Origin of the sequence: Xylanimonas protaetiae (genome assembly GCF_004135385.1) — a bacterium.
In the GTDB taxonomy this organism is placed as follows: Bacteria; Actinomycetota; Actinomycetes; order Actinomycetales; family Cellulomonadaceae; genus Xylanimonas; species Xylanimonas protaetiae.
The window spans coordinates 2309424-2336220 of sequence record NZ_CP035493.1 but is presented as its reverse complement, the minus strand read 5'-3'; the positions used below and the strand labels follow the sequence as shown (position 1 = coordinate 2336220).

Genomic DNA, 26797 nt, shown 5'->3' with positions numbered 1-26797 from the left:
CCCGCACCGATGGTGCGGGGCCTTCGTCGTCCCCCGGACGAACGGCGCTCAGGCGCGCGCCGCGATCGCGTCCGCGAACCGCTCCAGCGTCGGGTTCGAGCCGCTGTAGCGCATCCACATGTTCGGCTCGGTCAGCTCCAGCTCGATGACGAGCGGGCCCTCCTCGCCGGCGACCAGGTCGACGCGCGCGTACAGCAGCGGCCGGTCCAGGCCCAGGGCCTCGCCGGCCACGTCCAGGGCGCGCTGCGCGACGTCGAGCTGCTCCGGGGTCGGCGCGACGGCCGACATCGTCTCCGCCAGGTACAGCCCCAGCCCCTTGGTGGGCTGCGACGGGCCGGTGAGCAGCGCGTTCTTGCGCGCCGCGTGCTGGAACACGCCGTCGACGAACGTCAGGCAGGTCTCGCCCGCGGAGTCCACGGACGTCACGTAGGGCTGGATCATGACCCAGCGCCCGGAGTCGAGCAGCTCCATCGTGTGGGTGATCGCCATCGACCGGGACTGCGCGCTGATCGGGATGTACCGCCCCGTGTCCTTGGCACCCGCCGAGACGACGGGCTTGACCACGAAGTCCCCGAACGCCGGCATGCGCGTGTGCACGGCACGCTTCGAGAAGTGCCGTGCCGGGTCGAGCCACACCGTCGGGATGACGGGGACGTCCGCCTCCTCGAGCGTGTGCAGGTAGCGCTTGTCCGTGTTCCAGCGCAGCACGTCCGCGGGGTTCGCCAGGTGCGGGACGGTCTCGGCCCACGCGAGGAACTCGTCGTGCCGCGGCGCGTAGTCCCACGTGGAGCGGACGACGACGAGGTCGTAGGAGGCCCAGTCGACGGCCGGGTCGTCCCAGACGACGGCCTCGGCCGTGACGCCGCGCTGCGCGAGCGCCGGGACGAGCGGCTTGTCGTCCCTGTCCAGCGCGGGGAGGTCGGAGCAGGTGGCGAGGGCAACGCGCTTGGTGGTCACGGGCCTGAGCCTATCCGCGCGCGGTGGCACCGTCCCCGCCGGGCGCGGGGCGTCCCGCGTCGTCGGCGGCCCGGCGCAGCGCGCCGATCGCCGTCGCGGCGTCGAGCACCCCGGACGCCCCGCCGTCGTCGCCACGCACGACGACGACGGACGGGCCGCCGGACGGGGCGACGAGCCGCACCGCGGCGTCGTCGCCCACGAAGTCGCGCACGCGGGGCGTGGCGGGGCGCGCGAGCACCGTGAGCGGGTCGGCGACCTGCTCCAGGTGGCCGCCCTTCGACAGCACGGCGACGCGGTCGCCCAGGCGCACGGCCTCGTCGAGGTCGTGCGTCACGAGCACCACCGTGGAGCCGACGTCGGCCAGGATGCCCTCGAGCGACGCCTGGAGCTGCCGGCGGAACTCCGGGTCGACGGCGCCGAACGGCTCGTCGAGCAGCAGCACCGGCGGGTCGGTGGCCAGGGCGCGCGCGACGCCGACACGCTGCCGCTCGCCGCCCGAGAGCTGGTGCGGGTACCGGCGCCCGTACGCGCCCACGGGCAGGCCCACGAGCTCGAGCACCTCCCCCACGCGCGCCCGCGTGCGCGCCCGGTCCCAGCCCAGCAGGCGCGGGACGGTCGCCACGTTCGCCTCGACCGTGCGGTGCGGCAGCAGCCCCACGTCCTGGATGACGTACCCGATGCCGCGCCGCAGCCGCACCGGGTCGAGCGTCGCGGTGTCGACGCCGTCGAGCAGCACGCGGCCGCTCGTCGGCTCGACGAGCCGGTTGACCATGCGCAGCGTGGTCGACTTGCCGCAGCCGGACGGGCCCACGAGGGCCAGCACCTCCCCCGGCTCCACGGTCAGCGTCAGGCCCCCGACGGCGACGGTCCCGTCCGGGTAGGCCTTGCGGACTTCCTCGAGCTCGATGCGCGCGGACACGCGCCCAACGTAGGCCACGGGTAGCGTGCCCGGCATGCCCGGGAATCCCTGGTTCTCCTGGTCGTGGGTGGCCGACAACGCCGACCTGCTCGCGACGCGCACCTGGCAGCACCTGCTGCTCACGCTCGAGGCGGTCGCGATCGCGGCCACGATCGCGGTGCCGCTCGCGCTCCTCGTGGTCCGACGGCGGCGGCTCGCCGCGAGCGTCGTCGGCGTCGCCGCGGTGCTCTACACCGTGCCGTCGCTGGCCCTCTTCGCCATCCTCGCGCCGGTGCTCGGCATCGGGCGCACGCCCGTGCTCGTCGGGCTCGTCGCGTACGCGCTGCTCGTGCTGCTGCGCCAGACGCTCGCCGGGCTCCAGTCCGTCGACCCCGCGGTGCTCGACGCCGCCCGCGGCGTCGGGTACGGGCCCGTCCAGGTGACGGCCCGCGTCCGGCTGGCCGCGGCGCTGCCCGCCGTCGTCTCCGGGCTGCGGCTGGCGACCGTCTCCACGGTCGCCCTGGTGACGGTGGGCGTCGTCGTCGGCTACGGCGGGCTCGGGCAGCTCATGTTCGAGGGGTTCCGCAACAACTTCCACCGCGCCGAGATCAGCGCGGCCGCGCTCGCCTGCCTGCTGCTGGCGTTCCTGCTCGACGTCGCGCTGTGGGCCGCGGGGCGCGCCCTGACCCCCTGGACCCGGAGGACCACGTGAGCTCCGTCCTCGCCGAGGCCCTGCGGTACCTCAACGACCCCCTCGTGTGGACCCGCCCCCGCGGGCTGCTCGACCTGACCGGCCAGCACCTGGTCATGACGCTCGCCGCCGTCGGCGCCGCGGCAGCGCTCGCCCTCCCGCTCGGGGCGTGGCTCGGCCACAGCGGGCGCGGGTCCGGGCTGGTCGTCGCGATCTCCAACACGTCGCGCGCCCTGCCCACCCTCGCGATCATCCTGCTGCTGGCCACCGCCGGGCTCTTCGGCAACACCGCCACCGTCATCGCCGCCGGGATCTTCGCCGCGCCCGTGCTCCTCGCCGGGGCGTACGACGGCGTGCGCGGCGCCGACCGGGCCGCCCGCGACGCCGCCCGCGGGCTCGGCTACTCTCCCGCCGGCGTGCTCTGGCGGGTCGAGGTGCCGCTCGCCGTGCCGCTCGTCGCCGCCGGGGTGCGCACCGCGATCGTCCAGGTCGTGGCCACGATCCCGCTCGCGGCGCTCGCGGGCGGCGGCGGCCTCGGGCAGGTCATCCAGCTCGGCATGGGCACGCAGCGCTACGGCCAGGTGCTGGCCGGCGGCGTGCTCGTGGCGGCGCTGTGCCTCGTCGTCGACGGCGTGCTCGCCGTCGCGCAGCGCATGGTCACGCCGCGGGCGCTGCGCGACGCCTGAACCGCACCTGACCTGCGGAGGGTTGCCGGTGTCAGAGGTCTGCGGTCGAATGGCACGGAATGCCCGACGAGCTCCACCCGGCCACGACCCTGGAGAGCACGATGTACCGCACTCGCACGTCCCGTCCCCTGCCCCGTCTCGCGCTCGCCGCGGGGGTGCTGCTCGTGCTCGGCGCGTGCGGCTCGCCCGGGTCGTCCTCTGGGAGCCCGTCCGACACCGGCTCGGCGTCCGGCGCGGTCGCGGCGTCGTGCGCCCCGGTGCCTGGCAACGACCTCGTCGTCCTCGCCGACGACCAGCACCTCCAGACGGTCGACAACATCGTCCCGGCCGTGAACGCCGCCACGGCGGCCGCGGACCCGGGGCTGGTGCCGCTGCTCGACACGGTGTCGGCTGCGCTCGACACCGACAAGCTCGTCGCGCTCAACAAGGCCGTCGACGTCGACCGGAAGTCGTCCGAGGACGTCGCGGCCCAGTTCGTCGCCGACGAGGGCCTCGCCGCCGCGGACGCCTCCGCCGGGGCGGGCAGGCCGATCGCGATCGGCGCCGCGGATTTCGCCGAGTCGAAGACGCTCGGCACCATCTACGCCGAGGTGCTCACGTCGGCCGGGTACGACGCGACGGTCACCACGATCGGCAACCGCGAGGCGTACCTGCCCGCGCTCGAGGACGGCTCGCAGATCCAGGTGGTGCCCGAGTACGTCGGCACGCTGGCCGAGTTCCTCAACAAGGGCCAGAACGGCGCGGACGCCACACCGGTGGCGAGCGGCGACCTCGACGGGACGGTCGCGGCCCTGACGCAGCTCGGCCAGGCCACGGGGCTCGTGTTCGGCACGCCGTCCGCCGCCCAGGACCAGAACGCGTTCGCAGTGACGAAGGCCTTCGCCGACGAGCACCACGTCACGACCCTGACGGACCTCGCCGCCGCGTGCGACGGCCTGATCCTCGGGGCGGGGCCCGAGTGCACCGAGCGGCCCTTCTGCCAGCCGGGCCTCGAGGACGTCTACGGGCTGACGTTCAGCGAGTTCAGGTCCCTGGACGCGGGCGGCCCGCTCACCAAGGAGGCCCTGCGCCAGGGCGCGATCACGCTGGGCCTGGTGTTCAGCTCGGACGGGGCGCTCGGCTGACGCCGCCTCCGGCGTCAGCCGCGTAGGCACTGCTGACGCCCGAAGCGCACCGCAGCCGCCGGCCTCACAGCCCGTAGGCCTCCAGGAACCGCAGCCACACCTCGCTGACCGTGGGGTAGGCGGGCACGGCGTGCCACAGCCGGTCCAGCGGCACCTCGCCCACGACGGCGATGGTGGCGGCGTGGAGCAGCTCGCCCGCGTCGGGCCCGACGAACGTGGCCCCGACGACGACGCGCCGCCGCGTGTCCACGACGAGCTGCCCGGTGCCCCGGTACCCGACGGCGGTGACGGAGCCGCCCGAGACGTCGCCGAGCTCGTAGCGCACCGTGCGCACGTCCAGCCCCCGTGCCGCGGCCGCTCGCTCGGTCAGGCCCACCCACGCCACCTGGGGGCGCGTGAACACCACCTGGGACGCGGCGGCGTCGTCGGCGCTGGCGGCGTAGCGGGACCACCGCCGCGGCTCGGCGCCCGGGGCGGGCACGGCGTCGTCGCGCGTGGGCGCGCCCTCGCGCCGCGCGTCGCCGAACCGGGCGGCGATCACGTCGCCCACGACGCGCCCCTGGTACTTGCCCTGGTGGGTGGTCTGGTGGCGTCCGGTGACGTCGCCGCACGCGTAGAGCCACGGGGCCCGGTCGCCAGGTTCGACCCCGACGACGGCCATCGTGTCGTCGACGGCGAGCGGCCTGCCCGGCTCGAGGCCCACCGTCTCGACGCCGACGTCGGCGGTGCGCGCGACGCGGCCCGTGGCGACGAGGAGCTCGGCGGCCGTGACCGCACCGCCGTCGCCGGAGCCGCCGCCGTCGAAGCGGACCGTGACGGGTCCGCCCGGCTCGGGCCGCTCGACGGCCCGGACCGACACCCCGGTGAGCACGTCGACCCCGATCGTGCGCAGCCCGGCCTCGACGGCCTCGCCCGCGAAGTCCTCGGCGCCGGAGAGCAGCCCGTGCCGGGCCAGCAGGGTCACGTGCGACCCGAGGTCGGCGTACGCGGTCGCCATCTCGGAGCCGACGACGCCGCCGCCCAGGACGACCAGCGACTCGGGCACGGCGGACGCGCTCGTGGCCTCGCGGCTGCTCCACGGCAGCGCGCCGGCGAGACCGGGCACGTCCGGCTGCGCGGGGACGCTGCCCGTGGCGACGACCACGGCGTGCCGGGCGCGCAGCCGCCGCGGCGCGGCGTGGTCCGATCCCGGTGCGCCCGCGGCGGTGTCGTCGCGTGACGGGTCGTCGGGCGGGTCCACCTCGACGAGCCGCTCCCCTGCGAGCCGCCCGTGACCGCGCACGAGCGTGACCCCCACGGAGTCGAGCCAGCCGACCTGGCCGGCGTCGTCCCACCCGCTCGTCATCCGGTCGCGCCACGCGAGCACCGGGCCGGGATCCACGGCCAGGCCCTCCACCTGCGCGGAGAGCCCCGGCACCGCCGCGGCCGCCGCGAGCGCGGCGCCCGGCCGCAGCAGCGTCTTGGAGGGGATGCAGGCCCAGTAGGAGCACTCGCCGCCGACGAGCTCGGCCTCGACGAGGGCGACCGTCAGGCCGGTCCGCGAGGCTCGGTCGGCGGCGTTCTCGCCGACGGGACCACCGCCGACGACGATGACGTCGAACTCGTCCGCACCCTCCGTGCCGCTGGCACCCGTGACAGTCATGCCGCCCATCGTGACGTGCCCCGCACGCACCCGCACCCCGCCGTGTGGGACGCGACGGGGTGCGGGGTGGAGCGGGTCAGTGGCTGACGGTCGCGCGCTCGGCGCCCGCGCCGGTGAGGGAGCGGACCTCCATCTCGGCGAACTTCTCCGGGTGCGGCGGCTCCTTCGACACGAGCGTGCCGACGACGCCGAGCAGGAACCCGAGCGGGATGGAGACGAGGCCCGGGTTGGTCAGCGGGAACCAGTCGAAGTCCGCGTTCGGGAACATCGCGGTCTCGGACCCGGACACGACGGGCGAGAACACGATGAGCACGATGCACGAGACGAGGCCGCCGTAGATGCTCCACAGCGCGCCGCTGGTGTTGAACCGCTTCCAGAACAGCGAGAACAGGATCGTCGGCAGGTTGGCCGACGCCGCGACCGCGAAGGCCAGGGCCACGAGGAACGCGATGTTCTGGTTCTGGGCGTAGATGCCACCCACGATGGCGACGGCGCCGATGACGACGACCGTCCAGCGAGCGACCTTGACCTCGCCGTCCGCGCTGACGGCCCCCTTCTTGATGACGTTGGCGTAGATGTCGTGCGAGAACGACGCCGCCGCCGTGATCGTCAGGCCGGCGACCACCGCGAGGATGGTCGCGAACGCGACGGCCGCGATGATGCCGAGCAGCACCTCGCCACCGAGCGCGAACGCCAGCAGCGGGGCCGCCGAGTTCACGCCGCCGGGCGCGGCCTTGATCGCCTCGGGGCCGACGAGGGCCGCGGCGCCGTAGCCGAGCACGAGCGTGAACAGGTAGAAGATGCCGATGAGCCAGATGGCCCAGACGACCGACTTGCGGGCCTCCTTGGCCGTCGGGACGGTGTAGAAGCGCATCAGCACGTGCGGCAGGCCCGCGGTGCCGAGCACGAGCGCCAGGGCGAGCGAGATGAAGCTGAGCTTGGACAGCGCCGTCGCGCCGTACTGCCGGCCCGGCTCGAGCAGGGAGGCCCCGCCGTCGCCCGCGGCGTTGACGGCCGCCTCGAGCTCGGCCGACAGGGAGAAGCCGAACTTGGCCAGCACCCACACCGTCATGACGGCGGCGCCGATGATGAGCAGCACGGCCTTGATGATCTGCACCCAGGTGGTGCCCTTCATCCCGCCGACCAGCACGTAGAAGATCATCACGGCGCCGACGACGGCGATGACGAGGTTCTTGCCGACGGCGGTGTCGACGCCGAGCAGCAGCGCGACGAGCCCGCCGGCACCCGCCATCTGCGCGAGCAGGTAGAAGAAGACCACGAGCAGCGTCGCGAGCGCCGCGGCCATGCGCACCGGGCGCTGCCGCAGCCGGAACGACAGGACGTCCGCCATCGTGAACTTGCCGGTGTTGCGCAGCAGCTCGGCGACGAGCAGCAGCGCGACGAGCCACGCGACGAGGAAGCCGATCGAGTAGAGGAACCCGTCGTAGCCGTTGACGGCGATGGCCCCGGCGATGCCGAGGAACGACGCGGCGGACAGGTAGTCGCCCGCGATGGCGGTGCCGTTCTGGCCGCCGGTGAACGACCGGCCTCCGGCGTAGAAGTCGGCGGCGGACCTGTTGTTGCGCGAGGCGCGGATGACGATGAACAGCGTCACCACGACGAACGCCGCGAAGATCGAGATGTTGACGACGGGGTTGCCGACGTCGGTGGACGCGGCCAGGTGCAGCGAGGCGGTGGTCACAGGTCTCCCCCTTCCACGCGCTCGCGCAGGGCGTCCGCCTCCGGGTCGAGCGTGTTGTTGGCCCAGCGGGCGTAGAGCATGGTGATGACGAACGTGCTCACGAACTGCCCGAGTCCGAGGAGCAGGCCCACCGTGATGTGGCTGTCCCCGATGCGGGTGCTCATGAAGCCGTGTGCGTAGCTGGCGAGCAGCACGTACGCGAAGTACCAGACGAGGAACAGCGCCGTCATCGGGAAGACGAAGCGGCGGAACCTGCTGCGGAGGGCCTGGAACTCCTCCGATCTCTCCACCCTCTGATAGGCGGTCTCGCCGGAAAGCTCGGCGGTGTCAGCCATGATGCCTCCGTTGGCATTGCAGTCGACAGGCCGGCGCGCACCGTTGCGCACCGCAGCGCGACGTCGTCGACGCGCTCGGGGGCACACAATGCCGCGTCGCAGGTGTGTGACGCAAGCAACATCCGCGAACCGGGCCCGGTTCGCGGCGGGCGGGTCAGACGCGCACGTACTCCAGGTCGGTGACGTGGCGGCCCGCGGCGATCCCCTTGCGCTCGAACGCCGTCAGCACGCGCCCCTCGAACCGCGGCGCGACACCGCCCGCCCCGTGCGCGTTGCGGAAGTCCGCGGACGCCTCCCCCACCTCGAGCATCTGCTCGGCGTACTCCACCCAGTCCGTCGCGAGGCGCCATACGCCGCCCGGCCGCAGCACGCGCGCCGCGAGCGCCGCGAACTCCGGCGTGACGAGCCGCCGCTTGTGGTGCCGCGCCTTGTGCCACGGGTCCGGGAAGAACACCCACAGCTCGTCCAGGCTGCCCTCGGGCAGCGCGGTGGCGAGCAGCTCGGGCGCGTTGGCCTGCAGCAGCCGCAGGTTCGTCAGCCCCTGGCGCTCGCGCCGCTGCCCCGCCCGGACGATGGTCTGCGCGAGCCCGGGCTGGTACACCTCGACGGCGAGGTGGTCCCGCTCGGGGTGCGCGTCGGCGGCCTCGACGACGTTCTCGCCCTGCCCGGACCCGATCTCCAGCACGAGGGGCGCGCGGCGCCCGAAGACGGCCTCGGGGTCGAACGCCCAGCCGGTGTGCACCGAGGTGCGCGCGACCGCGCGCGGTGCCTCGATCAGGTACTGCCCGCGCCGCTCGTCCCACGCCTTCTGCTGCGACGTCGTCAGGCGGGCGGACCGCCGCACGAACGAGACGGGCTGCTTGCGGAAGGTGGGCTCGACGACGTCGGCGGCGTCGTACCTGGATGGGTCGTCGGGCAGGGGCATCACGTCGGGCACCGGACAAGGGTACGGGCGGGCCGCAGACGACGAAGCCCCCGGCCGGTGGCCGGGGGCTTCGCGTGCGGTGCGCCATCAGGGACTCGAACCCCGAACCCGCTGATTAAGAGTCAGCTGCTCTGCCTATTGAGCTAATGGCGCGCGTGGAGAAGGTTACCAGGTCAGGAGCCCGGTCCACGCATCGCGTGGACCGGGCTCCTGCACAGGTCAGACGGAGGCCTGCTCGACCTCGGGCTCCTCGTCGAAGGCGCCCGTGAACTGCGACTGGTACAGCTCGGCGTACGCGCCGCCGGCCGCGAGCAGCTCCTCGTGGTTGCCCTGTTCGACGATCGCGCCGTGCTCCATCACGAGGATGAGGTCGGCGTCGCGGATCGTCGAGAGGCGGTGCGCGATGACGAAGCTCGTCCGGCCGCTGCGGAGCGACGCCATGGCGTGCTGGAGCAGCTTCTCCGTGCGGGTGTCCACGGACGACGTCGCCTCGTCGAGGATGAGGATCGACGGCCGTGACACGAACGCGCGGGCGATCGTGACGAGCTGCCGCTCACCGGCCGACAGGTTGGCGGCGTCCTCCTCGAGCTCGGTGTCGTACCCGTGCGGCAGGGAGTGCACGAAGCGGTCCACGTAGGTGGCGCGGGCGGCCTCGAGCACCTCCTCGTCCGTGGCGTCCTGGCGGCCGTAGCGGATGTTCTCCCGGATGGTCCCGGCGAACAGCCAGGTGTCCTGGAGCACCATGCCGGTGCGGGCGCGCGCGTCGTGCCGCGTCAGGTCGGCGATGTCCTGCCCGTCGACCAGGATGCGGCCGCCCTGCGGGTCGTAGAACCGCATGAGCAGGTTGACGAGCGTCGTCTTGCCCGCGCCCGTGTGGCCCACGATCGCGACCGTCTGACCGGGGCGGACCGTGAACGACAGGTCCTCGATGAGCGGCTTGTCCGGCGAGTACGAGAACCGGACGTGCTCGAACTCGATGACGCCGTCACCCTCGACCGGCGCCGGGGCGTCGGCCGCGTCGGGCTCCTGCTCGTCGACGTCGAGCAGCTGGAAGACGCGCTCGGCGGACGCCGTGCCGGACTGCACGACGGCGACCATGCCGCCCAGCTGCTGCAGCGGCTGGGAGAACATCTGCGAGTACTGGATGAACGCCTGCACGGCGCCGAGCGTCATCGTGCCGCCCGCCACGAACAGGCCGCCGACGACGGCGACCGCGACGTAGGTGACGTTGCCGATGAACGACATCGCCGGCCACATGACGTTCGCCAGGAACTGGGCCCTGAACGACTGCTCGTAGAGCTCCTGGTTCTCGGCGGCGAACCGGGCCTGGAAGTCCTGGCGGCGGCCGAAGGTCTTGACCAGGGCGTGGCCGGAGAACGACTCCTCGACGCGCGCGTTGAGGCGGCCGACCTTGCGCCACTGGAGGCTGAACGCCTTCTGCGACTTGGGGCCGATGACGCCGAACACGACGGCCATGAGCGGCAGCGTGGCCAGCGTGATGAGGGCGAGCTGCCACGACAGGTTGAACATCATGACGAGCACGCCGACGAGGGTGAGCACCGCGGTGATCGCGCCCGACAGCGACTGCTGCATGGTCTGGGTGATGTTGTCGATGTCGTTGGTCACGCGGCTGATCAGCTCGCCGCGCTGCACCTTGTCGAAGTAGCTGAGCGGCAGGCGGTTGATCTTCGCCTCGACGTCCTCGCGCAGCCGCCACATGGCCTTGACCATGAGGATGTTGGTGATGAAGCCCTGGGCCCAGCCCAGGATCGCCGCGCCCACGTAGATGGCGAGCACGCCGATCATGAGGTCGCGCAGCCGGTCGAAGTCGATGCCGGCGCCCGCGACGAAGTGCTCCATCCCCGCGACCATGTCGGCGACCGTGCCCTGGCCGGCGTCGCGCAGTCCCTGGACCACCTGGTCCTGGGGGGTGCCCGGCGGGACCGGCAGGGCGCGCTGCATGACGCCGGTGAACAGGACGTCGGTGGCGCGGCCGAGCACGCGCGGCGCCCACACCGACAGCACCACGGACGCCGCGCCCATGAGGGTCACGATGATCAGGGCCACCTTGTAAGGGGCCAGCAGGCCGATCATCCGGAAGAACGAGCCCTTGAAGTCGGACGCCTTGCCGGGCATGACGCCGTCCCACGAGTCCGAGGCGAGGCGCGCGGCCTCGCCCATCGCGATCTCGTGCTTCTCCTCCTCCGACATGTCGTCGGTGACGCCGCCCGCCGCGGCGGCGTACTTCGCCTTGCGCGCCTCGGCGGCGGCGGCTCGCTTCGCCTTGCGCTCCTGCGCCTTGGTCAGCGGCACGTCCGGCGTCGTCGGCTCGTCGACGACGTCGGTGCGGTTCAGGTTCTGCTCGCTCATGCGCGTACTCGCTTCGCTCCGTGCGCGCACGGCGCCGCCCTGTGCTGTCTGGTTCGCTCGCTGCGCTCGCTCACGCCCCGGCCTCCCCGGCGGTCGCGCCGACGGTGATCTGGGACTCCGCGATCTCGCGGTACGTCTGGTTGGTCGCCAGGAGCTCCTCGTGCGTGCCGACGCCGACCAGGTGGCCGTCCTCGAGCACGAGGATCGCGTCGGCGTCGGTGACCGTGGTGACGCGCTGCGCGACGACGAGCTTGGTGACCTCGGGCAGCTCGCGCCACAGCGCCTGCCGCAGCTTCGCGTCCGTCGCGACGTCGAGCGCCGAGAACGAGTCGTCGAGCAGCAGGATCGGCGGGCGGCGCAGCACGGCCCGCGCGATGGCGAGGCGCTGGCGCTGGCCGCCGGAGACGTTCGTGCCGCCCTGGGAGATGCGGGCGTCGAGCCCGCCCTCCATCTCGGCGACGAAGTCGCGGCCCTGCGCGATCTCGAGCGCCTTCCAGACCTCCTCGTCCGTCGCGTCCTCCTTGCCGAGGCGCACGTTCGAGCCCACCGTCCCGGCGAACAGGAACGGGCGCTGCGGCACCAGGCCGAGGCTCGCCCACAGGGTCTCGAGCGCCAGGTCGCGCACGTCGACGCCGCCGACGCGCACGGTGCCCGACGTCGTGTCGATGAGCCGCGGCACGAGGTTGAGCAGCGTCGTCTTGCCGGCGCCGGTGGAGCCGACGACGGCGACCGTCTGGCCCGGCTGGATCGTGAACGACACCCCGCCGAGGATCGGCGCCTCCGCTCCCGGGTAGGTGAACGTGACGTCGTCGAACTCGATGGTGCCCGGCGTCGTCGTCGCCGTGACGGGGACGGTCGGCTCGTGCAGGGTCGGCTCGACGTCGAGGACCTCGCCGATACGCTCGGCCGACACGGCCGCGCGCGGGATCATGATCGTCATGAACGTGGCCATGAGCACGCCCATGAGGATCTGGCCCACGTACTGCATGAACGCCATGAGCGTGCCGATCTGGACGCGGCCGCCGTCGATCTCCACGGCGCCGTACCAGATCACGCCGAGGATGGCGAGGTTCAGGATGAGCATCGCGCCCGGGAACATGACCACGAAGAGCGACCCGACCTTGCGGCCCACCACCAGCATGTCGGTGTTGGCGGAGCGGTAGCGCGCCTCCTCGATCGACTCGCGCACGAACGCGCGCACCACGCGGATGCCCGTGAGCTGCTCGCGCATGACGCGGTTGAGGGTGTCGAGCTTGAGCTGGTAGGCGCGGAACAGCGGCACCATGCGGGCGATGATCAGGCCCGCGAACACGAGCAGCACGGGCACCGCGACGCCGATGATCCACGACAGCTCGACGTTCTGGCGCAGCGCCATGATGATGCCGCCGATGGCCAGCAGCGGCGCCGTGATGAGCATCGTCGAGCCCATCATCGCGATCATCTGGACCTGCTGGACGTCGTTCGTGTTGCGCGTGATGAGCGAGCCGGCGCCGAAGTGGCTGACCTCGCGCTCGCTGAAGCTGCTCACGCGCGCGTAGACGGAGTTGCGCAGGTCGCGGCCCATCGCCATCGACGCCTGCGCGGCGAACCGCGTGGCGATGATCGCCGTGACGATCTGCGCGAGCGAGACGGCCAGCATGATGCCGCCCATGCGCCAGATGTAGCCGGTGTCCCCGCGGGCCACGCCGTTGTCGACGATCCGGGCGTTGAGGTTCGGCAGGTAGAGCATGCCGAGGGCGGCGGCGAACTGGAACACCAGCACGCCCACGAGCAGCCATCGGTACGGGCGCAGATAGCGCCACAGGAGCTGACGTAGCAAGGATCTCTCCAGATGTCATCGGTGTCCGGGCACCGCGCCGCGCAGAGGTGGGGCGTCGTTCGGAGTGCCGAACGAGCCTATGCGCGTGGGGGTTCCCGGGCTACCTGATAGATCAGATGCGGACGGCGGACCACACTGGGACGACGCAGCGCGTCTGCCCTCATCGCACACCGGGGTGCTGACATCGCGGGATGGGGGTCTCCCCTGAATCACCCCTGAACCTCGGCGTGCGCTGTTCCCAGCCCCGACGTGCGGCGATACGTTCGGCGGGTGCATGTCATCGAGACCCAAGGTCTCTCCAAGCGATACCCGGGTGTGACCGCGCTCGACCGGCTGACGGTCGACATCGGCGAGGGAGTCACCGGCCTGGTCGGCGCCAACGGCGCCGGCAAGTCGACCCTCATCAAGATCCTGCTGGGCCTCGCCGACGCCACCGGCGGCGGGGCCAGCGTGCTCGGCCACGACATCGACTCCGACGCGGCGGCGCTGCGCCGCCGCGTCGGGTACATGCCCGAGCACGACTGCCTGCCGGGCGACGTGTCGGCCACCGAGCTCGTGGTGCACCTCGCGCGCATGTCCGGGCTGCCGCTCGACGCCGCCCGCGAGCGCACCGCGGACACGCTGCGCCACGTCGGGCTGTACGAGGAGCGGTACCGCCCCATCGGCGGCTACTCGACGGGCATGAAGCAGCGCGTCAAGCTGGCCCAGGCTCTCGTGCACGACCCCGAGATCGTCTTCCTCGACGAGCCGACCAACGGTCTGGACCCGGTGGGGCGCGACGAGATGCTCGCGCTCGTGCGGCGCATCTACGACGACTTCGGCATCTCCGTGCTCGTCACGTCGCACCTGCTCGGCGAGCTCGAGCGGATCTGCGACCACGTCGTCGTGATCGACGCGGGGGTGCTGCTGCGCTCCTCGTCGGTCGCCGACTTCACGCAGGCGAGCGCCGAGCTCGCGGTCGAGGTCACGGGCGACCCGGCGGCCGGCGCCGACGCCCTGGCCGACGCCGGGCTCACCGTCCGCCGCGAGGGGCACCTGCTCCTGGTCGACCTCGCGGACGACGCCACGTACGACGTCGTCCGCGACGTCACCGCCGGCCAGGGCCTCGGCCTGGTCCGGCTGGAACGCCGCCGCCACCACATCGCCGAGGTCTTCGAGGAGGAGGCGGACGATGTCCACGCCTGACGTGCAGGGCCCCGGCGTCATCCACGACATCGGGTACCGCGGCTACACCGGGCCGCGTCTCGAGCGGCGCGCGATCGCGTTCGGGCTGTTCACCCACACGCTGCGCGGCGTCTACGGGCTGGGCCGGGCGGCCAGGTCGAAGGTCGTGCCGTTCGGCATGGTCGCCGTCATGCTGCTGCCCGCGGTCATCCTCGCTGCCGTCGCGGTGGTCGGGGCCGGCCAGGCCGGGCTCACCGAGCCCCCGCTGCCCTACACGCGCTTCGCGATGGTCACCCAGGGCGCCCTCGCGATCTTCCTGGCCGTCGCGGCACCGCAGGCCGTCTCGCTCGACCTGCGGTTCCACAGCCTGCCGCTCTACCTGTCCCGGCCGCTCGAGCGCTCGGACTACGTGCGCGCCAAGCTCGGGGCGCTCACCGTCGCCGTGTTCCTGCTGCTCGCGGTGCCGCTGCTCGTCATGTACCTCGGCAACCTCGCCGCCGAGTTCGACGCCGGGGAGCAGACCGCCCAGCTCCTCCAGGCGCTCGTCGGGGCCGCGCTCTTCGCCGCCGTCCTGTCCTCCGTCTCGCTCGTCATCGCGTCGCTCACGGGCCGCCGCGGGTTCGGCATCGCCGGCATCATCACCGTGCTGACGCTCAGCTACGCGATCGTCTCCGCGCTCCAGGGCTTCGTCGGCTTCGAGGCCGACGACATGACGACCGCCGGCTGGCTCGGGCTGTTCTCCCCCATGACGCTCGTCGACGGCGTCCAGGTGTGGGCGTTCGGCGCCGAGCCGTCGACGGCGGCCGGTCCACCCTCCGACACGGCCGGTGTCGTGTTCCTCGTCGTCGCCCTCCTCGTCGTCGCCGCGTGCTACGCGCTGCTCGTCCGCCGCTACCGGAAGGTCAGGCTCTGATGGCCACCCTCGACGTCACCGCCTGCTCGCGGTGGTACGGCAACGTCGTCGCGGTCAACGACGTCACGATGACGATCGGCCCGGGCATCACGGGGCTGCTCGGCCCCAACGGCGCCGGCAAGTCGACGCTCATCGGCATGCTCGCCGGGTTCCTCCCGCCGTCCGCCGGGGCCGTCACGCTCGACGGCGCCGCCATCTGGAAGAACCAGGACGTCTACCGCGCCGTCGGGCTCGTGCCCGAGCGTGAGGCGACCTTCGACTACCTCACCGGCAAGCAGTTCGTCGTCGCGAACGCCGAGCTGCACGGCCTGCCCGACCCGGGCGCCGCCGCCGCCCGCGCGATCGGCACCGTCGCCATGGCCGACGCGCAGGGCCGCAAGATCGGCGAGTACTCCAAGGGCATGAAGCAGCGCATCAAGATGGCCGCAGCGCTCGTCCACGACCCCGCCGTGCTGCTGCTCGACGAGCCGTTCAACGGCATGGACCCCCGCCAGCGCCTGCACCTCATCGCCCTGCTGCGGTCCATGGGGGCCGCCGGGCGCACCGTGCTGTTCAGCTCGCACATCCTCGAGGAGGTCGAGCAGCTCGCCAACCACGTCGAGGTGCTCGTCGCCGGCCGGCACGCCGCGTCCGGCGACTACCGGGAGATCCGGCGCCTCATGACCGACCGGCCGCACCAGTACACGATCACGTCCGGCGACAACCGGGCGCTCGCGGCGGCGCTCGTCGCCGACCGGTCGACGGCCGCCGTCAGCCTCGACGGGGACAGCCTGCGCGTCGAGGCCACCGAGTTCCTGCACTTCGCGCAGCTGCTGCCCCGCGTCGCCCGCGACGCCGGCGTGCGGCTGTACGAGGTCACGCCCGTGGACGAGTCGCTCGAGAGCGTCTTCTCCTACCTGGTCCAGAACTGAGGCACCCGTGAACCGCACCATCGTCCGCCTCGCCGCCCGCGCGATCCTCGGGGCAGGCGCGTCTGGCTGCTCGCCGTGCTCGGCCTGCTCCTCGTCGGGATCGGCGTCGGCACGCGGCTCCTCGTGGACGCGTCCGACACCGGGTCGCTCGCCGCCCTCCAGGCCGTGGCCTTCGGGACGTTCCTGCCGCTCTTCGGCCTCATCGTCGGCACGGGCGTCATCGGCCCGGAGATCGACGACGGGTCGATCGTCCACCTGCTGTCCAAGCCCGTGTCGCGGCACACCATCGTGCAGAGCAAGCTCCTCGTCGCGCTGCTCGCGATCCTCGGCTTCGCCGTCGTGCCCACGGCGCTCGCCGCCGCGATCATGGGCGCGGGCGCGAGCACCGTGCTCGCCTTCGCCGTCGGGGCCCTGTGCGCCGGCGCCGTGTACTGCGTCCTGTTCCTGCTGCTGGCGATCGTCACGCGGCACGCCGTGATCATCGGCCTCGTCTACGCGCTCGTGTGGGAGAGCCTCGTCGGCTCGCTGATCCCCGGGGCGCGCAACGTCAGCGTGCAGCAGTGGGCGCTGTCGGTGACGGGCTCCATCGCGCCCGACGGCGTCGTCGAGTCGAACGTGGGGCTCGGGCTCGCCTGGGTGCTCATCGTCGCCGTCGTCGCCCTCGGCACCTGGTACGCCGGGACGCGGCTGCGCGGACTGGTGCTGGCCTCGGAGGACTGACCGCCTCGGAGGGACCGACATGCGAAAGGCCCCCGTCGCCGGGGGCCTTTCGTGTGGTGCGCCATCAGGGACTCGAACCCCGAACCCGCTGATTAAGAGTCAGCTGCTCTGCCTATTGAGCTAATGGCGCGCAACGGGGAGAAACGCTACCAGCCGCCCCCGGCCGCGGCGAAACCGAAGCCCTGTGACGTGGGCTACAGCGGCCTTCGTCCGGCCCGTCTGCCCAGGTCAGAGGTACAGACCGGTGGTGCCGGCCGCCTGCGACGCCTCGCTCACGCCGTGCACGTCCCGCTCGCGCAGCAGCACGTAGTCGGTGCCGCCCACCTCGACCTCGGCCCGCTCCTCGGGGTCGAACAGCACCCGGTCCCCCACGGTCACCTGCCGCACGTGCTCGCCCTTGGCGACGACGACGGCCCACGCCAGCTTCTTCGGCCCGACGGCGGTCGCCGGGATCACGAGCCCCGCCGCCGACTGCCGCTCCGACGCGTCCGTCTCGGGCTGCACGAGCAGGCGGTCGAACAGCATGCGGATCGGGATGTCGGGGGTGCTGGTCTGCGGTGCGGGGGTGCTCACGGGGACAACGCTAGGCGACGGCGCCGGGCGTGCGCGGCCCTTGTCCTCCCGGGAGGCGGTCGGCCAGGATCGCCGCATGACACCCGACGCCGAGAAGCCCCTCGCGGGCGGCGAGGTGCCGCTCGCGGGCGGCACCATGAACGCCGTCGTCCGCGTGGGCGAGACCGTGCGGCGCCCCGCCGGGGCGTGGACGCCCACCGTCCACGCCCTGCTCGCCTGGGTGCGCGCCCACGGCGTCGACGGCGTGCCCGCCCCGCTCGGCCTCGACGGGCAGGGCCGCGAGGTGCTCACGTACGTGCCCGGAGTCGTCGGCGGGTGGTCGGACGCCGACTGGACCTGGGCGCCCGCGGTGCTCGCCGACGCAGCCCGGCTGCTGCGCGCGTGGCACGACGCGTCCGTCGGGTTCCCGCGCGACGGCGCCGTGTGGCGCGCGGCCGCCCACGAGCCCGCCGAGGTGGTCTGCCTCAACGACGGCGCGCCCTACAACATGGTGGGCGGCCCCGACGGGCTGGCCGGGTTCATCGACGTCGACATGGCCTCCCCCGGCCCGCGCGTGCGCGACCTCGCGTACCTGGCCTACCGGCTGTGCCCGTTCGCGGAGGACGCCGCGCCGCCCGCCGGAACCGACCCGCACGCGCGGCTCGCGGCTCTGGTGGCGGCGTACTCCGCCCTGCCGGGAGCGACGGTCCACGCCGCGGACGTGCTGGCCGCGATCCCGCCGCGGCTGCTCGACCTCGCGGACTTCAGCGAGGCGCGCGCGGCCTCGGCGGGCCGGGCGGACCTGCGGGACCATGCCGCGATGTACCGCCGCGACGCGGCCCGGCTCGCCCGCGCGTGATCCCCCGGCTCGCCCGCGCGTGACGCGTGACCACGTTCCCGCCCGGGCGCCGACCCCGGCGGGTTAGGCTCGCGGGGATCCCACCCCTCGCACCCAGGAGTCCCCGTGCCCCGTCTCGCCGTCGGCGACGTCGCCCCCGCGTTCTCCCTGCCCGCCGCGGACGGCTCGCAGCTCTCGCTCGCGGCCGCCGTCGCCGAGCCGGGACGTCGCGGCGTCGTCGTCTACTTCTACCCGGCCGCCTTGACGCCCGGCTGCACCACGGAGGCGTGCGACTTCCGCGACTCCCTGGCGTCGCTGCAGGGCGCCGGCTACGCCGTCGTCGGCGTATCGCCCGACGGCGTCGACAAGCTCGCGAGGTTCGCCGAGCGCGACGCGCTCACGTTCCCTCTGGTGTCCGACGCCGACCACGCGGTCGCGGACGCCTACGGTGCGTGGGGCGTGCGCAAGCTCTACGGCAAGGACGTCACGGGGATCATCCGCTCGACGGTCGTCGTCGACCCGGACGGGCGCGTGGCGGTGGCCCAGTACAACGTCAAGGCGACGGGGCACGTGGCCCGGCTGCGCAAGACGCTGGGGATCGGCTGACCCGCGTCGCCGGAGCACCCCGGGGGTGCTCCGGCGACGCATGGTGCCGGCGGCGGGACTCGAACCCGCACGCCCTCTCGGGCACCGCCACCTAAAAGCGGCGCGTATCGCCATTTCGCCACGCCGGCCGACGCCTGGCCAGTCTAGTGGGCGCCGGTGGAGTCCCGCGGCTACGAGGCGTGCGCGACCACCAGCTCGACCACCAGCCCGGCGGCGAGCACCGCCCCGGCCGTCAGCGGCGCGCGGTCCCAGCGTGAGACGACCGGCGCCTCGGACGGCGCGGCGGCCACGCGGACGTTCTCCAGCGCCGTCTCGTGCGTGCGGAAGTCGTAGCGCGCGGCGGAGTCGCGGTCCAGCCGCCGGGCGATGAGGCCGGGCTTGGCCGGGTACGGGGCACCCCAGGCGTCGACCTTGCGGCCGTCGTCGAGGCGGAAGACGAGGTTGAGCCGCTGCTCGACCTCGCCCACCCGGGCCCACGGCAGCACGTGCACCCGCCCGATGTTGACGATGGTGGCCGCGACGGCGTCGTACCGGACGGCCGGGCGGTACAGCAGGATCCACAGCGCCCAGGCGAGCAGCAGCGCGGGCACGACGACGGCGGCGAGCGTCTCCCGGTCGCCGCGGACCGTGAGCCAGCCGAGCCCGGCGGCCAGGACCGCGACGCCGACCCCGAACGTCGCGGTCGACGCCGTCGAGCGGATCACGTACGCGCGGTCAGCTCGCGACGGCACTGGCCAGCTCGGTGGTCTCGGCGGACTCGGGGAAGTGGCAGGCGACCGTGCCGAGGGCGTCGCCCTGCCGTTGCAGCGGCGGCTCGAGCGTCGCGCACACGTCCTGCGCCTTCCAGCAGCGGGTCCGGAACCGGCAGCCGGACGGCGGGTTGATCGGCGACGGCGGGTCGCCCTGCAGGCGGATCCGCTCGACGCGCGTGCCCGACACCGCCTGGGCGACGTCCGGGGCGGCCGACAGGAGCGCCTTGGTGTACGGGTGCTGGGGGTGGGCGTAGAGCTGTTCGCGCGGTGCCCGCTCGACGATCTGCCCCAGGTACATGACGGCGATCTCGGGGCAGAAGTGCCGGACGATCGCCAGGTCGTGCGCGATGAACAGGAACGCGATGCCGAACTCCCGCTGGAGGTCCTGCAGCAGGTTGATGACCTGCGCCTGGATCGAGACGTCGAGCGCCGAGACGGGCTCGTCGGCGACCAGGAGCTTGGGCTGGAGCGTCAGAGCGCGGGCGATGCCGATGCGCTGGCGCTGGCCGCCGGAGAACTCGTGCGGGTAGCGGTTGTAGTGCTCCGGGTTGAGCCCGACGATCTCGAGCAGCTCCTGGACGCGCGCCAGGCGCCCGGACCTGGGCACGAGGTCGTGGATCGCCAGGGGCGCCTCGATGATCTCGCCGACCGTCTGCCGCGGGTTGAGCGACGTGTACGGGTCCTGGAAGATCATCTGGATGTCGCGGCGGATCGGCCGCAGCTCCCGGTCGCTCGCCCGGGCGATGTCCTTGCCCTCGAAGAGGATCTGGCCGCCGGTCGGCTTGTTGAGGCGCGTGATCAGGCGTCCGGTCGTCGTCTTGCCGGAGCCGGACTCCCCGACCAGGCCGAGCGACTGGCCGGCCTCCAGGGTGAACGACACCCCGTCGACGGCCTTCACGTGGCCGACGGTCGTCGAGACGAGGCCGTGCGAGCGGACCGGGAAGTGCATCTGCAGGTCGCGGACCTCGAGCAGCGGCGCAGCCATCAGCTGACTCCGATCAGGGACGGGGCGGCGTCGTACATGACCGCCGGGTCGGGCAGGTGGCAGCGCTTGACGTGGCCGGGCGCGACCTCCTCGAGGTCGGGCAGCTGCGTGCTGCACCGGCCGTCGCCGACGTGCTGCGCGAACTCGCAGCGCGGGCGGAAGGCGCAGCCCGTGGGCGGGCTGAGCAGGCTCGGCGGGTTGCCCGGGATGGGGCGCAGCGGCCGGTCGACGGGGCCGCTCACGTCCGGCACGGACTGCAGCAGGCCCCAGGTGTAGGGCATCGACGGCCTCGTCAGCAGCGACCGGGTGTCCCCGTGCTCGACGGCGCGGCCCGCGTACATGACCAGGACGTCGTCCGCGAGCTCGGCGATGACGCCCAGGTCGTGCGTGATCATGATGAGCGCGGTCTGGAACTCCCGCTGCAGGTCCTGCAGGAGGTCGAGGATCTGCGCCTGCACGGTCACGTCGAGCGCCGTCGTGGGCTCGTCGGCGATGAGCAGCTTCGGGTCGTTGATCAGGGCCATGGCGATCATGACGCGCTGGCGCATGCCGCCGGAGAACTGGTGCGGGTAGTCGTCGACCCGCCGGTCCGGGTTGGGGATGCCGACCCGGGCGAGCATCTCGATCGTGCGCGCGCGGGCCGCCTTCTTCGACACCGGGTGGTGCACCCGGTAGGCCTCGGCGACCTGGTCGCCGACCCGGTAGTACGGGTGCAGCGAGGAGAGCGGGTCCTGGAAGATCATGGCCACGTCCGCGCCCCGCTTGCGCTGCATCTCGCGCTCGGACAGGCCCAGGAGCTCGACGTCGTCGAGCCAGATCTCGCCGCTCACGCGCGCCGTGGTCCCCCGGTGCAGGCCCAGGATCGCCGACGACGACACGGACTTGCCGGAGCCCGACTCGCCCACGATGCCGAGCGTCTTGCCGCGCTCGAGGGTGTACGACAGGCCGTCGGTCGCACGCACGACGCCGTCGGACGTCGGGAAGTGGACGACGAGGTTCTCGACGGAGAGGAACGGTCGGTTCATGGCAGTCACTTCCTGAGCCGCACGCGCGGGTCGATGTACGCGTACAGGACGTCGACGACGATGTTCATGACGATGACGGCGCCGCCCGCGAGGAGCACGAGGCCGACGAGCACCGGCAGGTCGTTGTTCTTGTTGGCGGTGACCGTGAGCTGGCCGAGCCCCTGGTACGCGAACACCGTCTCGGTGATGATCGCGCCGGCGAGCAGGCCCGCGAAGTCCAGCCCGGCCATCGACACGAGCGGCGTGAGCGCCGCGCGGAAACCGTGCTTGAACAGCACCGAGCGCGTGGGCAGACCCTTGGCGCGCGCGGTGCGGATGTAGTCCTCGGACATGGACTCCAGGACGAACGCGCGGGTGATGCGCACGTACGCGGCCATGTAGAACAGCGCGAGCGTCACGGCCGGCAGGACGAGGCCGACGAGCCAGCCCCGCACGTCGCCCGTGGCGAGCGGGTCGACGTACCGCGGGTACGGGAACGCCTTCCACTTGATCGCGACGTACTGCAGCAGGAACGTGCCGACGAAGAAGGTCGGCAGGGCGTACACGACGAGCGTCACGCCGACGATGGCCCGGTCGAGCCACTTGCCCTTGAACACCGCCGCCAGGACCCCGACGAGGATCCCGATGACGATCCACAGGACGAACGCGGCGACCGCCAGGGACACCGTGACCGGTGCGTACTTGGCGATGTCGGCGTTCACCGTCCGCGCGTCGTGCTGCGAGTAGCCCAGGCACGGGGCGGCGCAGTGGATGACCTGGTCCTCGTGCCCGTTGGCGACGAGCTGGGCGCGGTACGCGTCGTTGACGGGGTAGTCGCGGCCGACGAACAGGCCCTCGGCGAACTTCTCGAACTGGACCACGACCGGCTGGTCGTAGCCGTAGGTCTCGCTGATCTGCTGGATCTTCTCCGCGGTGCAGAACTTGCCGCACTGGTTGATGGCCGGGTTCCCCGGCGCGAAGAACAGCACGAACGTCACGAGCGCCATCGTGAAGAGCATCACGACGCCGATCCCGGCACGGCGGACGACATAGGCGATCACACGAGGACTCTTTCGCTCGGGGTGGGCGGCCCCGCGGGTGCGAGGCCGCCCACCTCTCAGGCTGTGGCTAGGGCTGCTCCACGATCACTGGGCGACGTACAGCCCGCCCAGGTCGGGGTAGTAGCTCGAGGCGATGTCCGGGAGGAAGCCGCCGATCTTCGAACCGTGGATGTAGTAGTTGTTCTGGTTCGCGAGCGGCACGTAGGCGCCGTCGGCACCGGCGAGCTCGTCCGCCTTCTGCAGCGCGGCGACCTGCTTGGCCGGGTCGGTCGCGGCCGTCGCGTCGGCGATGGCGGCGTCGACGTCCGGGTTGGAGTAGAAGCCGTAGTTGAAGCCGACGCCCGCCGTCGCGTCCGCCGGGTTCGACTGCAGGATCGGCGGGACGACGCCGAACAGGGTCGGCCAGTCGGACGCCCAGCCGGAGTAGTACACGTCGATCTTCTGGCCGTTCTTGTCCTTCGCGGAGATCTGGCCGTAGTACGACGGCTTCGCGTCCGTCGGGATCGGGGCGAGCGTCACCTTGAAGCCGGCCTTCTGCCAGCCTGCCTGGAGCACCGCGGCGGTCTTCTCGTTGGTCGGGGTGTCGGAGAAGGCGTAGCTGATCTCGGGGTTGGGCTGGCCCGCCTCGGCGAGCAGCTTCTTCGCGGCCTCCGGGTCGCCGGCGGGGTCGTCGTCCTTGGTCGACGGGTTCTCGACGAAGCCGGCGATGGACTGCGAGACGATCGTCGAGGTCGGCGTGCCCCAGTTGTCGCCGCCCGCGGCCTGGACGAAGCCCGTCTTGTCGGTCGCGAGGACGAGCGCGCGGCGGACCTTCGGGTCGGTGAGGGTGAGCGAGTTGATCCCGAGGAAGCGCGTGTACGGCGAGGTCGTCTTCTCGACCCGGCCCGACAGGTCGGAGGAGATCTCCGAGTACTTCGACGACGGGATGGAGATCGGCGAGAACGCGGCCGCGTCGTCACCGGAGTCCGCGATGAGGCGGGCGGTGATCGTCTCCGGGTCGGCGACCCAGTCGAACGTGATCGTGTCGGGGTAGGCGCCCCGCACGTCGGTCGAGTCGGTCGCCGGGTCGTACTGGTCGTTGCGGACCAGGACGTCGGTCGCGCTCGGGTCGAACGTGTCGCCCTGGAGCTTGTACGGACCGTTCGCGTTGACCGTCCAGAGGCCGGCGGTGCCCTTCTCGGCCGACTCCTGGTACGGGTCGGTGGTGAACAGCGACGCGGCGGCGTACGGGAAGTCCGGCCACGCGTTCTTGAAGTGGTACGTGATGGTGCTGCCCTCGCAGGACGCGGCCGCCTCGAAGTGGGCCTGCGCCTCGGCGGAGCCCGACAGCGGGCCGGTGTACTCCGACGACAGGTCGTAGTCGGGGGCGGCCGGGTCGTACAGGTCGTACTGCGCGAGGTAGGTCGTGCCGACGCCGGTGCCCGCGACGAGGCTGGCGTCGTACGAGCGCGAGAGGCCGTACTGCAGGTCGGCGCACGTGATCTCCGCGCCGTCCTGCCACTTGAGGCCGTCCTTGAGCGTGAACGACCAGGTCTTGCCCTCGTCGGGCGTCGTGCCCGTGTCGGTCGCGAGGTCGCCGACGACCTTGGTGTTCGCGTCGTCCGCCACCGTCAGCGCGGTCAGCCCGCGGTAGACGGTGCGACGCAGCCCGGCCAGCTCCTCGCCGAGGTAGATGGCTGCCGGGTCGGTCGCCTCGAACTGGCCGGTGACGTCGATCCAGGTCAGGTTCCCGCCCTTGACCGGCTCTGCCGCCGGGCTGCCGGACGGGGCGCCGGTCGAGGACGCGGTCGACGAGCAGCCGGTGAGCGTCAGCGCCGCAACGCTGACACCGGCGGCGACGCCGACGAGCAACTTCTTGTTCATCGCGTGGACTCCCCTTCGTTCTTTCGTGGTCTTTCCTCGGCTGCTTGCCATGGAAATCAGCGGTTCGCCTTCGGGTCGAGCGCGTCCCGCAGACCGTCGCCGAGCAGGTTGAAGCTCACGACGACGAGGACGAGCAGGAAGGCGGGGGTGAAGAAGTAGAGAAAGTCGCCCGAGGCGTACTGGATGGAGTCCTTGAGGATGTTCCCCAGCGTCGGCGTCGGCGGCACGATCGAGATCCCGAGGTACGACAGCGCCGCCTCGGCGGAGACGTACGCGGGCAGGATCAGCGTGAACTGGACGAGGATGGGCGCCCACAGGTTCGGCAGCACCTCGCGGAACCACAGCCGCGCCCGGCTTGCGCCGAGGAGCCGGGCCGCGTCGATGAACTCGCGCTCACGGATGCTCAGCACCTGGCCGCGCACGACGCGGGCGACCGACGGCCAGCCGAAGACGGCGAGCACGATGATCACGTAGACGGCGTGCGACGTGTCGCCGGCCGGGACGTGCAGGTTGTCGGTCAGGAACGCGACGATCGTGCCGGACAGCGCCAGCAGCATCAGCGTCTGCGGGAACGACAGCACGAGGTCCACGAGGCGGCCGATGAGCGTGTCGGTCCAGCCGCCCGCCATGCCGGCGACGATGCCCAGCACGACGCCGAGCACGACCGCGAGGACGGCGGCGCTCGTCGCGATGAGCAGCGAGAACGTGAGCCCGTACCAGACGCGGCTCATCACGTCACGGCCGATGCCCGGCTCGATCCCCATCGGGTGCGCCAGGCTGATCCCGCCGAAGACGCCGCCCTTCGGGAGCCCCTGCGGGTCGATGAGGTCCTGGTGGAGCGTGTACGGGTCGAGCGCGTGCGACGACACGAGGACGGGCGCGATGGCCGCCAGGACGACGTAGACCACGACGACGGCCGCCCCGAAGAGCGTCTTGCGGTCGCGCACGAAGCGACTCCATGCAAGCCTGCCGGGAGAGCGGCTCTGCACGGCAGCTGCGCCGGCCTTGGCCGCTCGGGTGGGCTCGATCGTGGTGATGGACATCCGCGGTCCGTCCTGTGGGGCGATTCGTTGCATGAGCGAACCACGCCCCCATTTCGCACGCGTTGCGCCTGCGTATCGACGAATGTCGCGTTCCGTCGCTGTCGTGCCGCAGCGCACAAAAGCTCGGGCCCGCTCGTCGTCACGAGCGGGCCCGAGCCTTGGCCGTCGGTCACGGCCCTCCGGGGCGGAGCGTCAGCCGGCGCGCGAGGCGTCCGCCTCGATCGCCTCGCGGACCTCGTCCATGTCCAGGGCCTTGACCGCGTCCACGACCTCCTGGAGCGACTTGGCCGGCAGCGCGCCCGGCTGCGAGAAGACGAGGACGCCCTCGCGGAACGCCATGAGCGTGGGGATGGACGTGATGCCCGCGGCCGCGGCGATGCGCTGCTGGGCGTCGGTGTCGATCTTGCCGTGGACGACGTCGGGGTTGGTCTCGGAGGACTTCTCGAAGACCGGGCCGAACTGGCGGCACGGCGGGCACCAGGTGGCCCAGAAGTCGACGAGCACGATGTCGTTGCCCTCGACGGTCTCGCGGAAGGTGTCGTCGGTGAGCTCGACGGTGGCCATGGGGTTCCTCTCGGTCGGTACGTCCTGCCCAGCGTCGCGGCGGGGCCAGGTATTCCCGCGCCGCCGTGGGACGTCGCCCCGGGCGCGTGGTTGGATCGCCCTGTGACCGCGTCTGCCGAGCTTCCCCCGCCCGACGACTGGGAGCCGCCCGTCCCCCGTCAGTCCGGCTGGTTGACGCCGGAGGACCTCGCCGAGGCCCGCGCCCAGCTCCCCCTGCTGTACGTCGACGCCATCCCCGTGCGCGTCGACGAGTCGGGCGACGTCGTCGCCGTCGGGCTGCTGCTGCGGATGGGCACGCGCGGCCTGACGCGCTCGCTCGTCTCCGGCCGCGTGCTGTACCACGAGCGGGTGCGCGACGCGCTGCTGCGGCACCTCGAGAAGGACCTCGGGCCGGTCGCGCTGCCGCGCGTGCCGTCGTCGCCGCAGCCCTTCACCGTCGCGGAGTACTTCCCGACGCCGGGCATCACGGCGTTCCACGACCCGCGCCAGCACGCGGTGTCGCTCGCCTACGTCGTCCCGGTCAGCGGCGACTGCCGCCCGCAGCAGGACGCGCTGGAGATCGCCTGGCTCACGCCCGAGGAGGCGTGCGCGGACACCGTGCAGGCCGAGTTCGTGGGCGGCCAGGGCACGCTGGTCAAGCAGGCGATGGCCTGGGTGGGCCGGCTGTCCTGA

General features: G+C 72.5%; 26 protein-coding genes and 3 tRNA genes. 10 read left to right on the top strand and 19 right to left on the bottom strand.

Translation table 11 applies throughout. The features are described from left to right. Positions 1-48: 48 nt before the first annotated feature. Together ET471_RS10750 and ET471_RS10745 are read right to left on the bottom strand one after the other, a co-directional pair. Positions 49-957, bottom strand: coding sequence for an ATP-grasp domain-containing protein (locus ET471_RS10750; RefSeq protein WP_129188223.1), 909 nt, complete (start codon positions 955-957; stop codon positions 49-51). A gap of 10 nt (positions 958-967) precedes the next feature. After that, positions 968-1912: an ABC transporter ATP-binding protein gene (locus ET471_RS10745; protein WP_129188222.1), complete on the bottom strand. Its 945-nt coding sequence runs from the start codon at positions 1910-1912 to the stop codon at positions 968-970. On the opposite strand from ET471_RS10745, the gene ET471_RS10740 reads away from it, so the two are divergent. From ET471_RS10740 to ET471_RS10730, 3 genes are read left to right on the top strand one after another with little or no spacing between them, the layout of a single operon-like run. Next, on the top strand, positions 1911-2567 hold the full coding sequence (locus tag ET471_RS10740) for an ABC transporter permease (protein ID WP_129188221.1): 657 nt from the start codon (positions 1911-1913) through the stop codon (positions 2565-2567). The genes ET471_RS10745 and ET471_RS10740 overlap by 2 nt on opposite strands. Further along, positions 2564-3232: an ABC transporter permease gene (locus tag ET471_RS10735; RefSeq protein WP_129188220.1), complete on the top strand. Its 669-nt coding sequence runs from the start codon at positions 2564-2566 to the stop codon at positions 3230-3232. Before ET471_RS10740 ends, ET471_RS10735 begins: the two co-directional genes overlap by 4 nt. 59 nt (positions 3233-3291) lie before the next feature. After that, on the top strand, positions 3292-4356 hold the full coding sequence (locus ET471_RS10730; protein WP_342586031.1) for a glycine betaine ABC transporter substrate-binding protein: 1065 nt from the start codon (positions 3292-3294) through the stop codon (positions 4354-4356). A 64-nt stretch (positions 4357-4420) separates the two neighbouring features. Here the strand turns inward: ET471_RS10730 and ET471_RS10725 are convergent, their stop codons facing one another. The 7 genes from ET471_RS10725 to ET471_RS10695 all read right to left on the bottom strand — a co-directional run bounded on the left by ET471_RS10725 (position 4421) and on the right by ET471_RS10695 (position 13149). After that, the gene (locus tag ET471_RS10725) at positions 4421-5998 is read right to left on the bottom strand and encodes a dihydrolipoyl dehydrogenase family protein (protein ID WP_129188219.1); all 1578 of its coding nucleotides are present in this window, start codon (positions 5996-5998) and stop codon (positions 4421-4423) included. A 76-nt stretch (positions 5999-6074) separates the two neighbouring features. After that, positions 6075-7700, bottom strand: a complete 1626-nt coding sequence (locus ET471_RS10720; protein WP_129188218.1) for a solute symporter family protein — start codon at positions 7698-7700, stop codon at positions 6075-6077. Further along, on the bottom strand, positions 7697-8035 hold the full coding sequence (locus tag ET471_RS10715) for a DUF485 domain-containing protein (protein ID WP_129188216.1): 339 nt from the start codon (positions 8033-8035) through the stop codon (positions 7697-7699). The genes ET471_RS10720 and ET471_RS10715 overlap by 4 nt, the downstream gene beginning before the upstream one ends. 154 nt (positions 8036-8189) lie before the next feature. Continuing rightward, complete coding sequence (gene trmB / locus ET471_RS10710) at positions 8190-8960, bottom strand: tRNA (guanosine(46)-N7)-methyltransferase TrmB (RefSeq protein WP_129190904.1); 771 nt, start codon at positions 8958-8960, stop codon at positions 8190-8192. 80 nt (positions 8961-9040) lie between these two features. After that, positions 9041-9113: transfer RNA gene (locus ET471_RS10705), tRNA-Lys, on the bottom strand. 66 nt (positions 9114-9179) lie between these two features. After that, the gene (locus tag ET471_RS10700; protein ID WP_207207253.1) at positions 9180-11330 is read right to left on the bottom strand and encodes an ABC transporter ATP-binding protein; all 2151 of its coding nucleotides are present in this window, start codon (positions 11328-11330) and stop codon (positions 9180-9182) included. Positions 11331-11400: 70 nt separating this feature from the next. Further along, the gene (locus ET471_RS10695) at positions 11401-13149 is read right to left on the bottom strand and encodes an ABC transporter ATP-binding protein (RefSeq protein ID WP_129188214.1); all 1749 of its coding nucleotides are present in this window, start codon (positions 13147-13149) and stop codon (positions 11401-11403) included. Positions 13150-13419: 270 nt separating this feature from the next. Here ET471_RS10695 and ET471_RS10690 point away from each other — a divergent pair, with 270 nt between their 5' ends. From ET471_RS10690 to ET471_RS10675, 4 genes are all read left to right on the top strand, one after another. Beyond that, positions 13420-14334 (top strand): ABC transporter ATP-binding protein, encoded by a 915-nt coding sequence (locus ET471_RS10690; RefSeq protein WP_129188212.1) that lies wholly within the window; start codon positions 13420-13422, stop codon positions 14332-14334. Continuing rightward, positions 14321-15226: an ABC transporter permease gene (locus ET471_RS10685; RefSeq protein ID WP_129188210.1), complete on the top strand. Its 906-nt coding sequence runs from the start codon at positions 14321-14323 to the stop codon at positions 15224-15226. The genes ET471_RS10690 and ET471_RS10685 overlap by 14 nt, the downstream gene beginning before the upstream one ends. Beyond that, complete coding sequence (locus ET471_RS10680; protein WP_129188208.1) at positions 15226-16137, top strand: ABC transporter ATP-binding protein; 912 nt, start codon at positions 15226-15228, stop codon at positions 16135-16137. Before ET471_RS10685 ends, ET471_RS10680 begins: the two co-directional genes overlap by 1 nt. 75 nt (positions 16138-16212) lie before the next feature. Continuing rightward, entirely contained in the window at positions 16213-16857 is a 645-nt protein-coding gene (locus ET471_RS10675; protein WP_207207252.1) for an ABC transporter permease, read from the top strand. A gap of 54 nt (positions 16858-16911) precedes the next feature. On the opposite strand, the gene ET471_RS10670 is transcribed toward ET471_RS10675, so the two are convergent. Further along, positions 16912-16987, bottom strand: a tRNA-Lys gene (locus ET471_RS10670). Between the two features lie 98 nt (positions 16988-17085). Beyond that, on the bottom strand, positions 17086-17382 hold the full coding sequence (locus ET471_RS10665) for a GroES family chaperonin (protein WP_129190900.1): 297 nt from the start codon (positions 17380-17382) through the stop codon (positions 17086-17088). A 124-nt stretch (positions 17383-17506) separates the two neighbouring features. Here ET471_RS10665 and ET471_RS10660 point away from each other — a divergent pair, with 124 nt between their 5' ends. Together ET471_RS10660 and bcp are read left to right on the top strand one after the other, a co-directional pair. After that, positions 17507-18268 (top strand): aminoglycoside phosphotransferase family protein, encoded by a 762-nt coding sequence (locus ET471_RS10660; RefSeq protein ID WP_129188206.1) that lies wholly within the window; start codon positions 17507-17509, stop codon positions 18266-18268. 105 nt (positions 18269-18373) lie between these two features. Beyond that, positions 18374-18853, top strand: coding sequence for a thioredoxin-dependent thiol peroxidase (gene bcp / locus ET471_RS10655; protein ID WP_129188204.1), 480 nt, complete (start codon positions 18374-18376; stop codon positions 18851-18853). A 41-nt stretch (positions 18854-18894) separates the two neighbouring features. Here the strand turns inward: bcp and ET471_RS10650 are convergent. From ET471_RS10650 to trxA, 8 genes are all read right to left on the bottom strand, one after another. Further along, a tRNA-Leu gene (locus ET471_RS10650) sits at positions 18895-18981 on the bottom strand. A 42-nt stretch (positions 18982-19023) separates the two neighbouring features. Beyond that, positions 19024-19557, bottom strand: a complete 534-nt coding sequence (locus tag ET471_RS10645) for a hypothetical protein (protein WP_129188202.1) — start codon at positions 19555-19557, stop codon at positions 19024-19026. A 10-nt stretch (positions 19558-19567) separates the two neighbouring features. Further along, positions 19568-20590 (bottom strand): ABC transporter ATP-binding protein, encoded by a 1023-nt coding sequence (locus tag ET471_RS10640; protein ID WP_129188199.1) that lies wholly within the window; start codon positions 20588-20590, stop codon positions 19568-19570. Next, entirely contained in the window at positions 20590-21615 is a 1026-nt protein-coding gene (locus tag ET471_RS10635) for an ABC transporter ATP-binding protein (RefSeq protein ID WP_129188197.1), read from the bottom strand. The genes ET471_RS10640 and ET471_RS10635 overlap by 1 nt, the downstream gene beginning before the upstream one ends. 5 nt (positions 21616-21620) lie before the next feature. After that, entirely contained in the window at positions 21621-22655 is a 1035-nt protein-coding gene (locus ET471_RS10630; protein ID WP_129188195.1) for an ABC transporter permease, read from the bottom strand. Positions 22656-22739: 84 nt separating this feature from the next. After that, positions 22740-24518, bottom strand: coding sequence for an ABC transporter substrate-binding protein (locus ET471_RS10625; protein ID WP_165350473.1), 1779 nt, complete (start codon positions 24516-24518; stop codon positions 22740-22742). A 56-nt stretch (positions 24519-24574) separates the two neighbouring features. After that, entirely contained in the window at positions 24575-25561 is a 987-nt protein-coding gene (locus ET471_RS10620; protein WP_129188191.1) for an ABC transporter permease, read from the bottom strand. Between the two features lie 192 nt (positions 25562-25753). After that, positions 25754-26125, bottom strand: coding sequence for a thioredoxin (gene trxA / locus ET471_RS10615; RefSeq protein WP_129188189.1), 372 nt, complete (start codon positions 26123-26125; stop codon positions 25754-25756). A 102-nt stretch (positions 26126-26227) separates the two neighbouring features. Between trxA and ET471_RS10610 the strand changes: the two genes are divergently transcribed. Further along, a complete protein-coding gene (locus ET471_RS10610) occupies positions 26228-26797 on the top strand; it encodes an NUDIX hydrolase family protein (protein ID WP_129188187.1) in 570 nt (189 codons plus the stop codon).

What these genes read in the sequence shown, in the direction of transcription:
- ET471_RS10625 (WP_165350473.1), bottom strand. Translation starts at nt 24,518, where the DNA reads ATGAACAAGAAGTTGCTCGTCGGCGTCGCCGCCGGTGTCAGCGTTGCG.
- trxA (WP_129188189.1), bottom strand. Translation starts at nt 26,125, where the DNA reads ATGGCCACCGTCGAGCTCACCGACGACACCTTCCGCGAGACCGTCGAG.
- ET471_RS10665 (WP_129190900.1), bottom strand. Translation starts at nt 17,382, where the DNA reads ATGCTGTTCGACCGCCTGCTCGTGCAGCCCGAGACGGACGCGTCGGAG.
- ET471_RS10635 (WP_129188197.1), bottom strand. Translation starts at nt 21,615, where the DNA reads ATGAACCGACCGTTCCTCTCCGTCGAGAACCTCGTCGTCCACTTCCCG.
- ET471_RS10740 (WP_129188221.1), top strand. Translation starts at nt 1,911, where the DNA reads ATGCCCGGGAATCCCTGGTTCTCCTGGTCGTGGGTGGCCGACAACGCC.
- ET471_RS10685 (WP_129188210.1), top strand. Translation starts at nt 14,321, where the DNA reads ATGTCCACGCCTGACGTGCAGGGCCCCGGCGTCATCCACGACATCGGG.
- ET471_RS10640 (WP_129188199.1), bottom strand. Translation starts at nt 20,590, where the DNA reads ATGGCTGCGCCGCTGCTCGAGGTCCGCGACCTGCAGATGCACTTCCCG.
- ET471_RS10700 (WP_207207253.1), bottom strand. Translation starts at nt 11,330, where the DNA reads ATGAGCGAGCAGAACCTGAACCGCACCGACGTCGTCGACGAGCCGACG.
- ET471_RS10680 (WP_129188208.1), top strand. Translation starts at nt 15,226, where the DNA reads ATGGCCACCCTCGACGTCACCGCCTGCTCGCGGTGGTACGGCAACGTC.
- ET471_RS10725 (WP_129188219.1), bottom strand. Translation starts at nt 5,998, where the DNA reads ATGACTGTCACGGGTGCCAGCGGCACGGAGGGTGCGGACGAGTTCGAC.
- ET471_RS10660 (WP_129188206.1), top strand. Translation starts at nt 17,507, where the DNA reads ATGACACCCGACGCCGAGAAGCCCCTCGCGGGCGGCGAGGTGCCGCTC.
- ET471_RS10715 (WP_129188216.1), bottom strand. Translation starts at nt 8,035, where the DNA reads ATGGCTGACACCGCCGAGCTTTCCGGCGAGACCGCCTATCAGAGGGTG.
- ET471_RS10730 (WP_342586031.1), top strand. Translation starts at nt 3,292, where the DNA reads ATGCCCGACGAGCTCCACCCGGCCACGACCCTGGAGAGCACGATGTAC.
- ET471_RS10745 (WP_129188222.1), bottom strand. Translation starts at nt 1,912, where the DNA reads ATGCCGGGCACGCTACCCGTGGCCTACGTTGGGCGCGTGTCCGCGCGC.
- trmB (WP_129190904.1), bottom strand. Translation starts at nt 8,960, where the DNA reads ATGCCCCTGCCCGACGACCCATCCAGGTACGACGCCGCCGACGTCGTC.
- ET471_RS10620 (WP_129188191.1), bottom strand. Translation starts at nt 25,561, where the DNA reads ATGTCCATCACCACGATCGAGCCCACCCGAGCGGCCAAGGCCGGCGCA.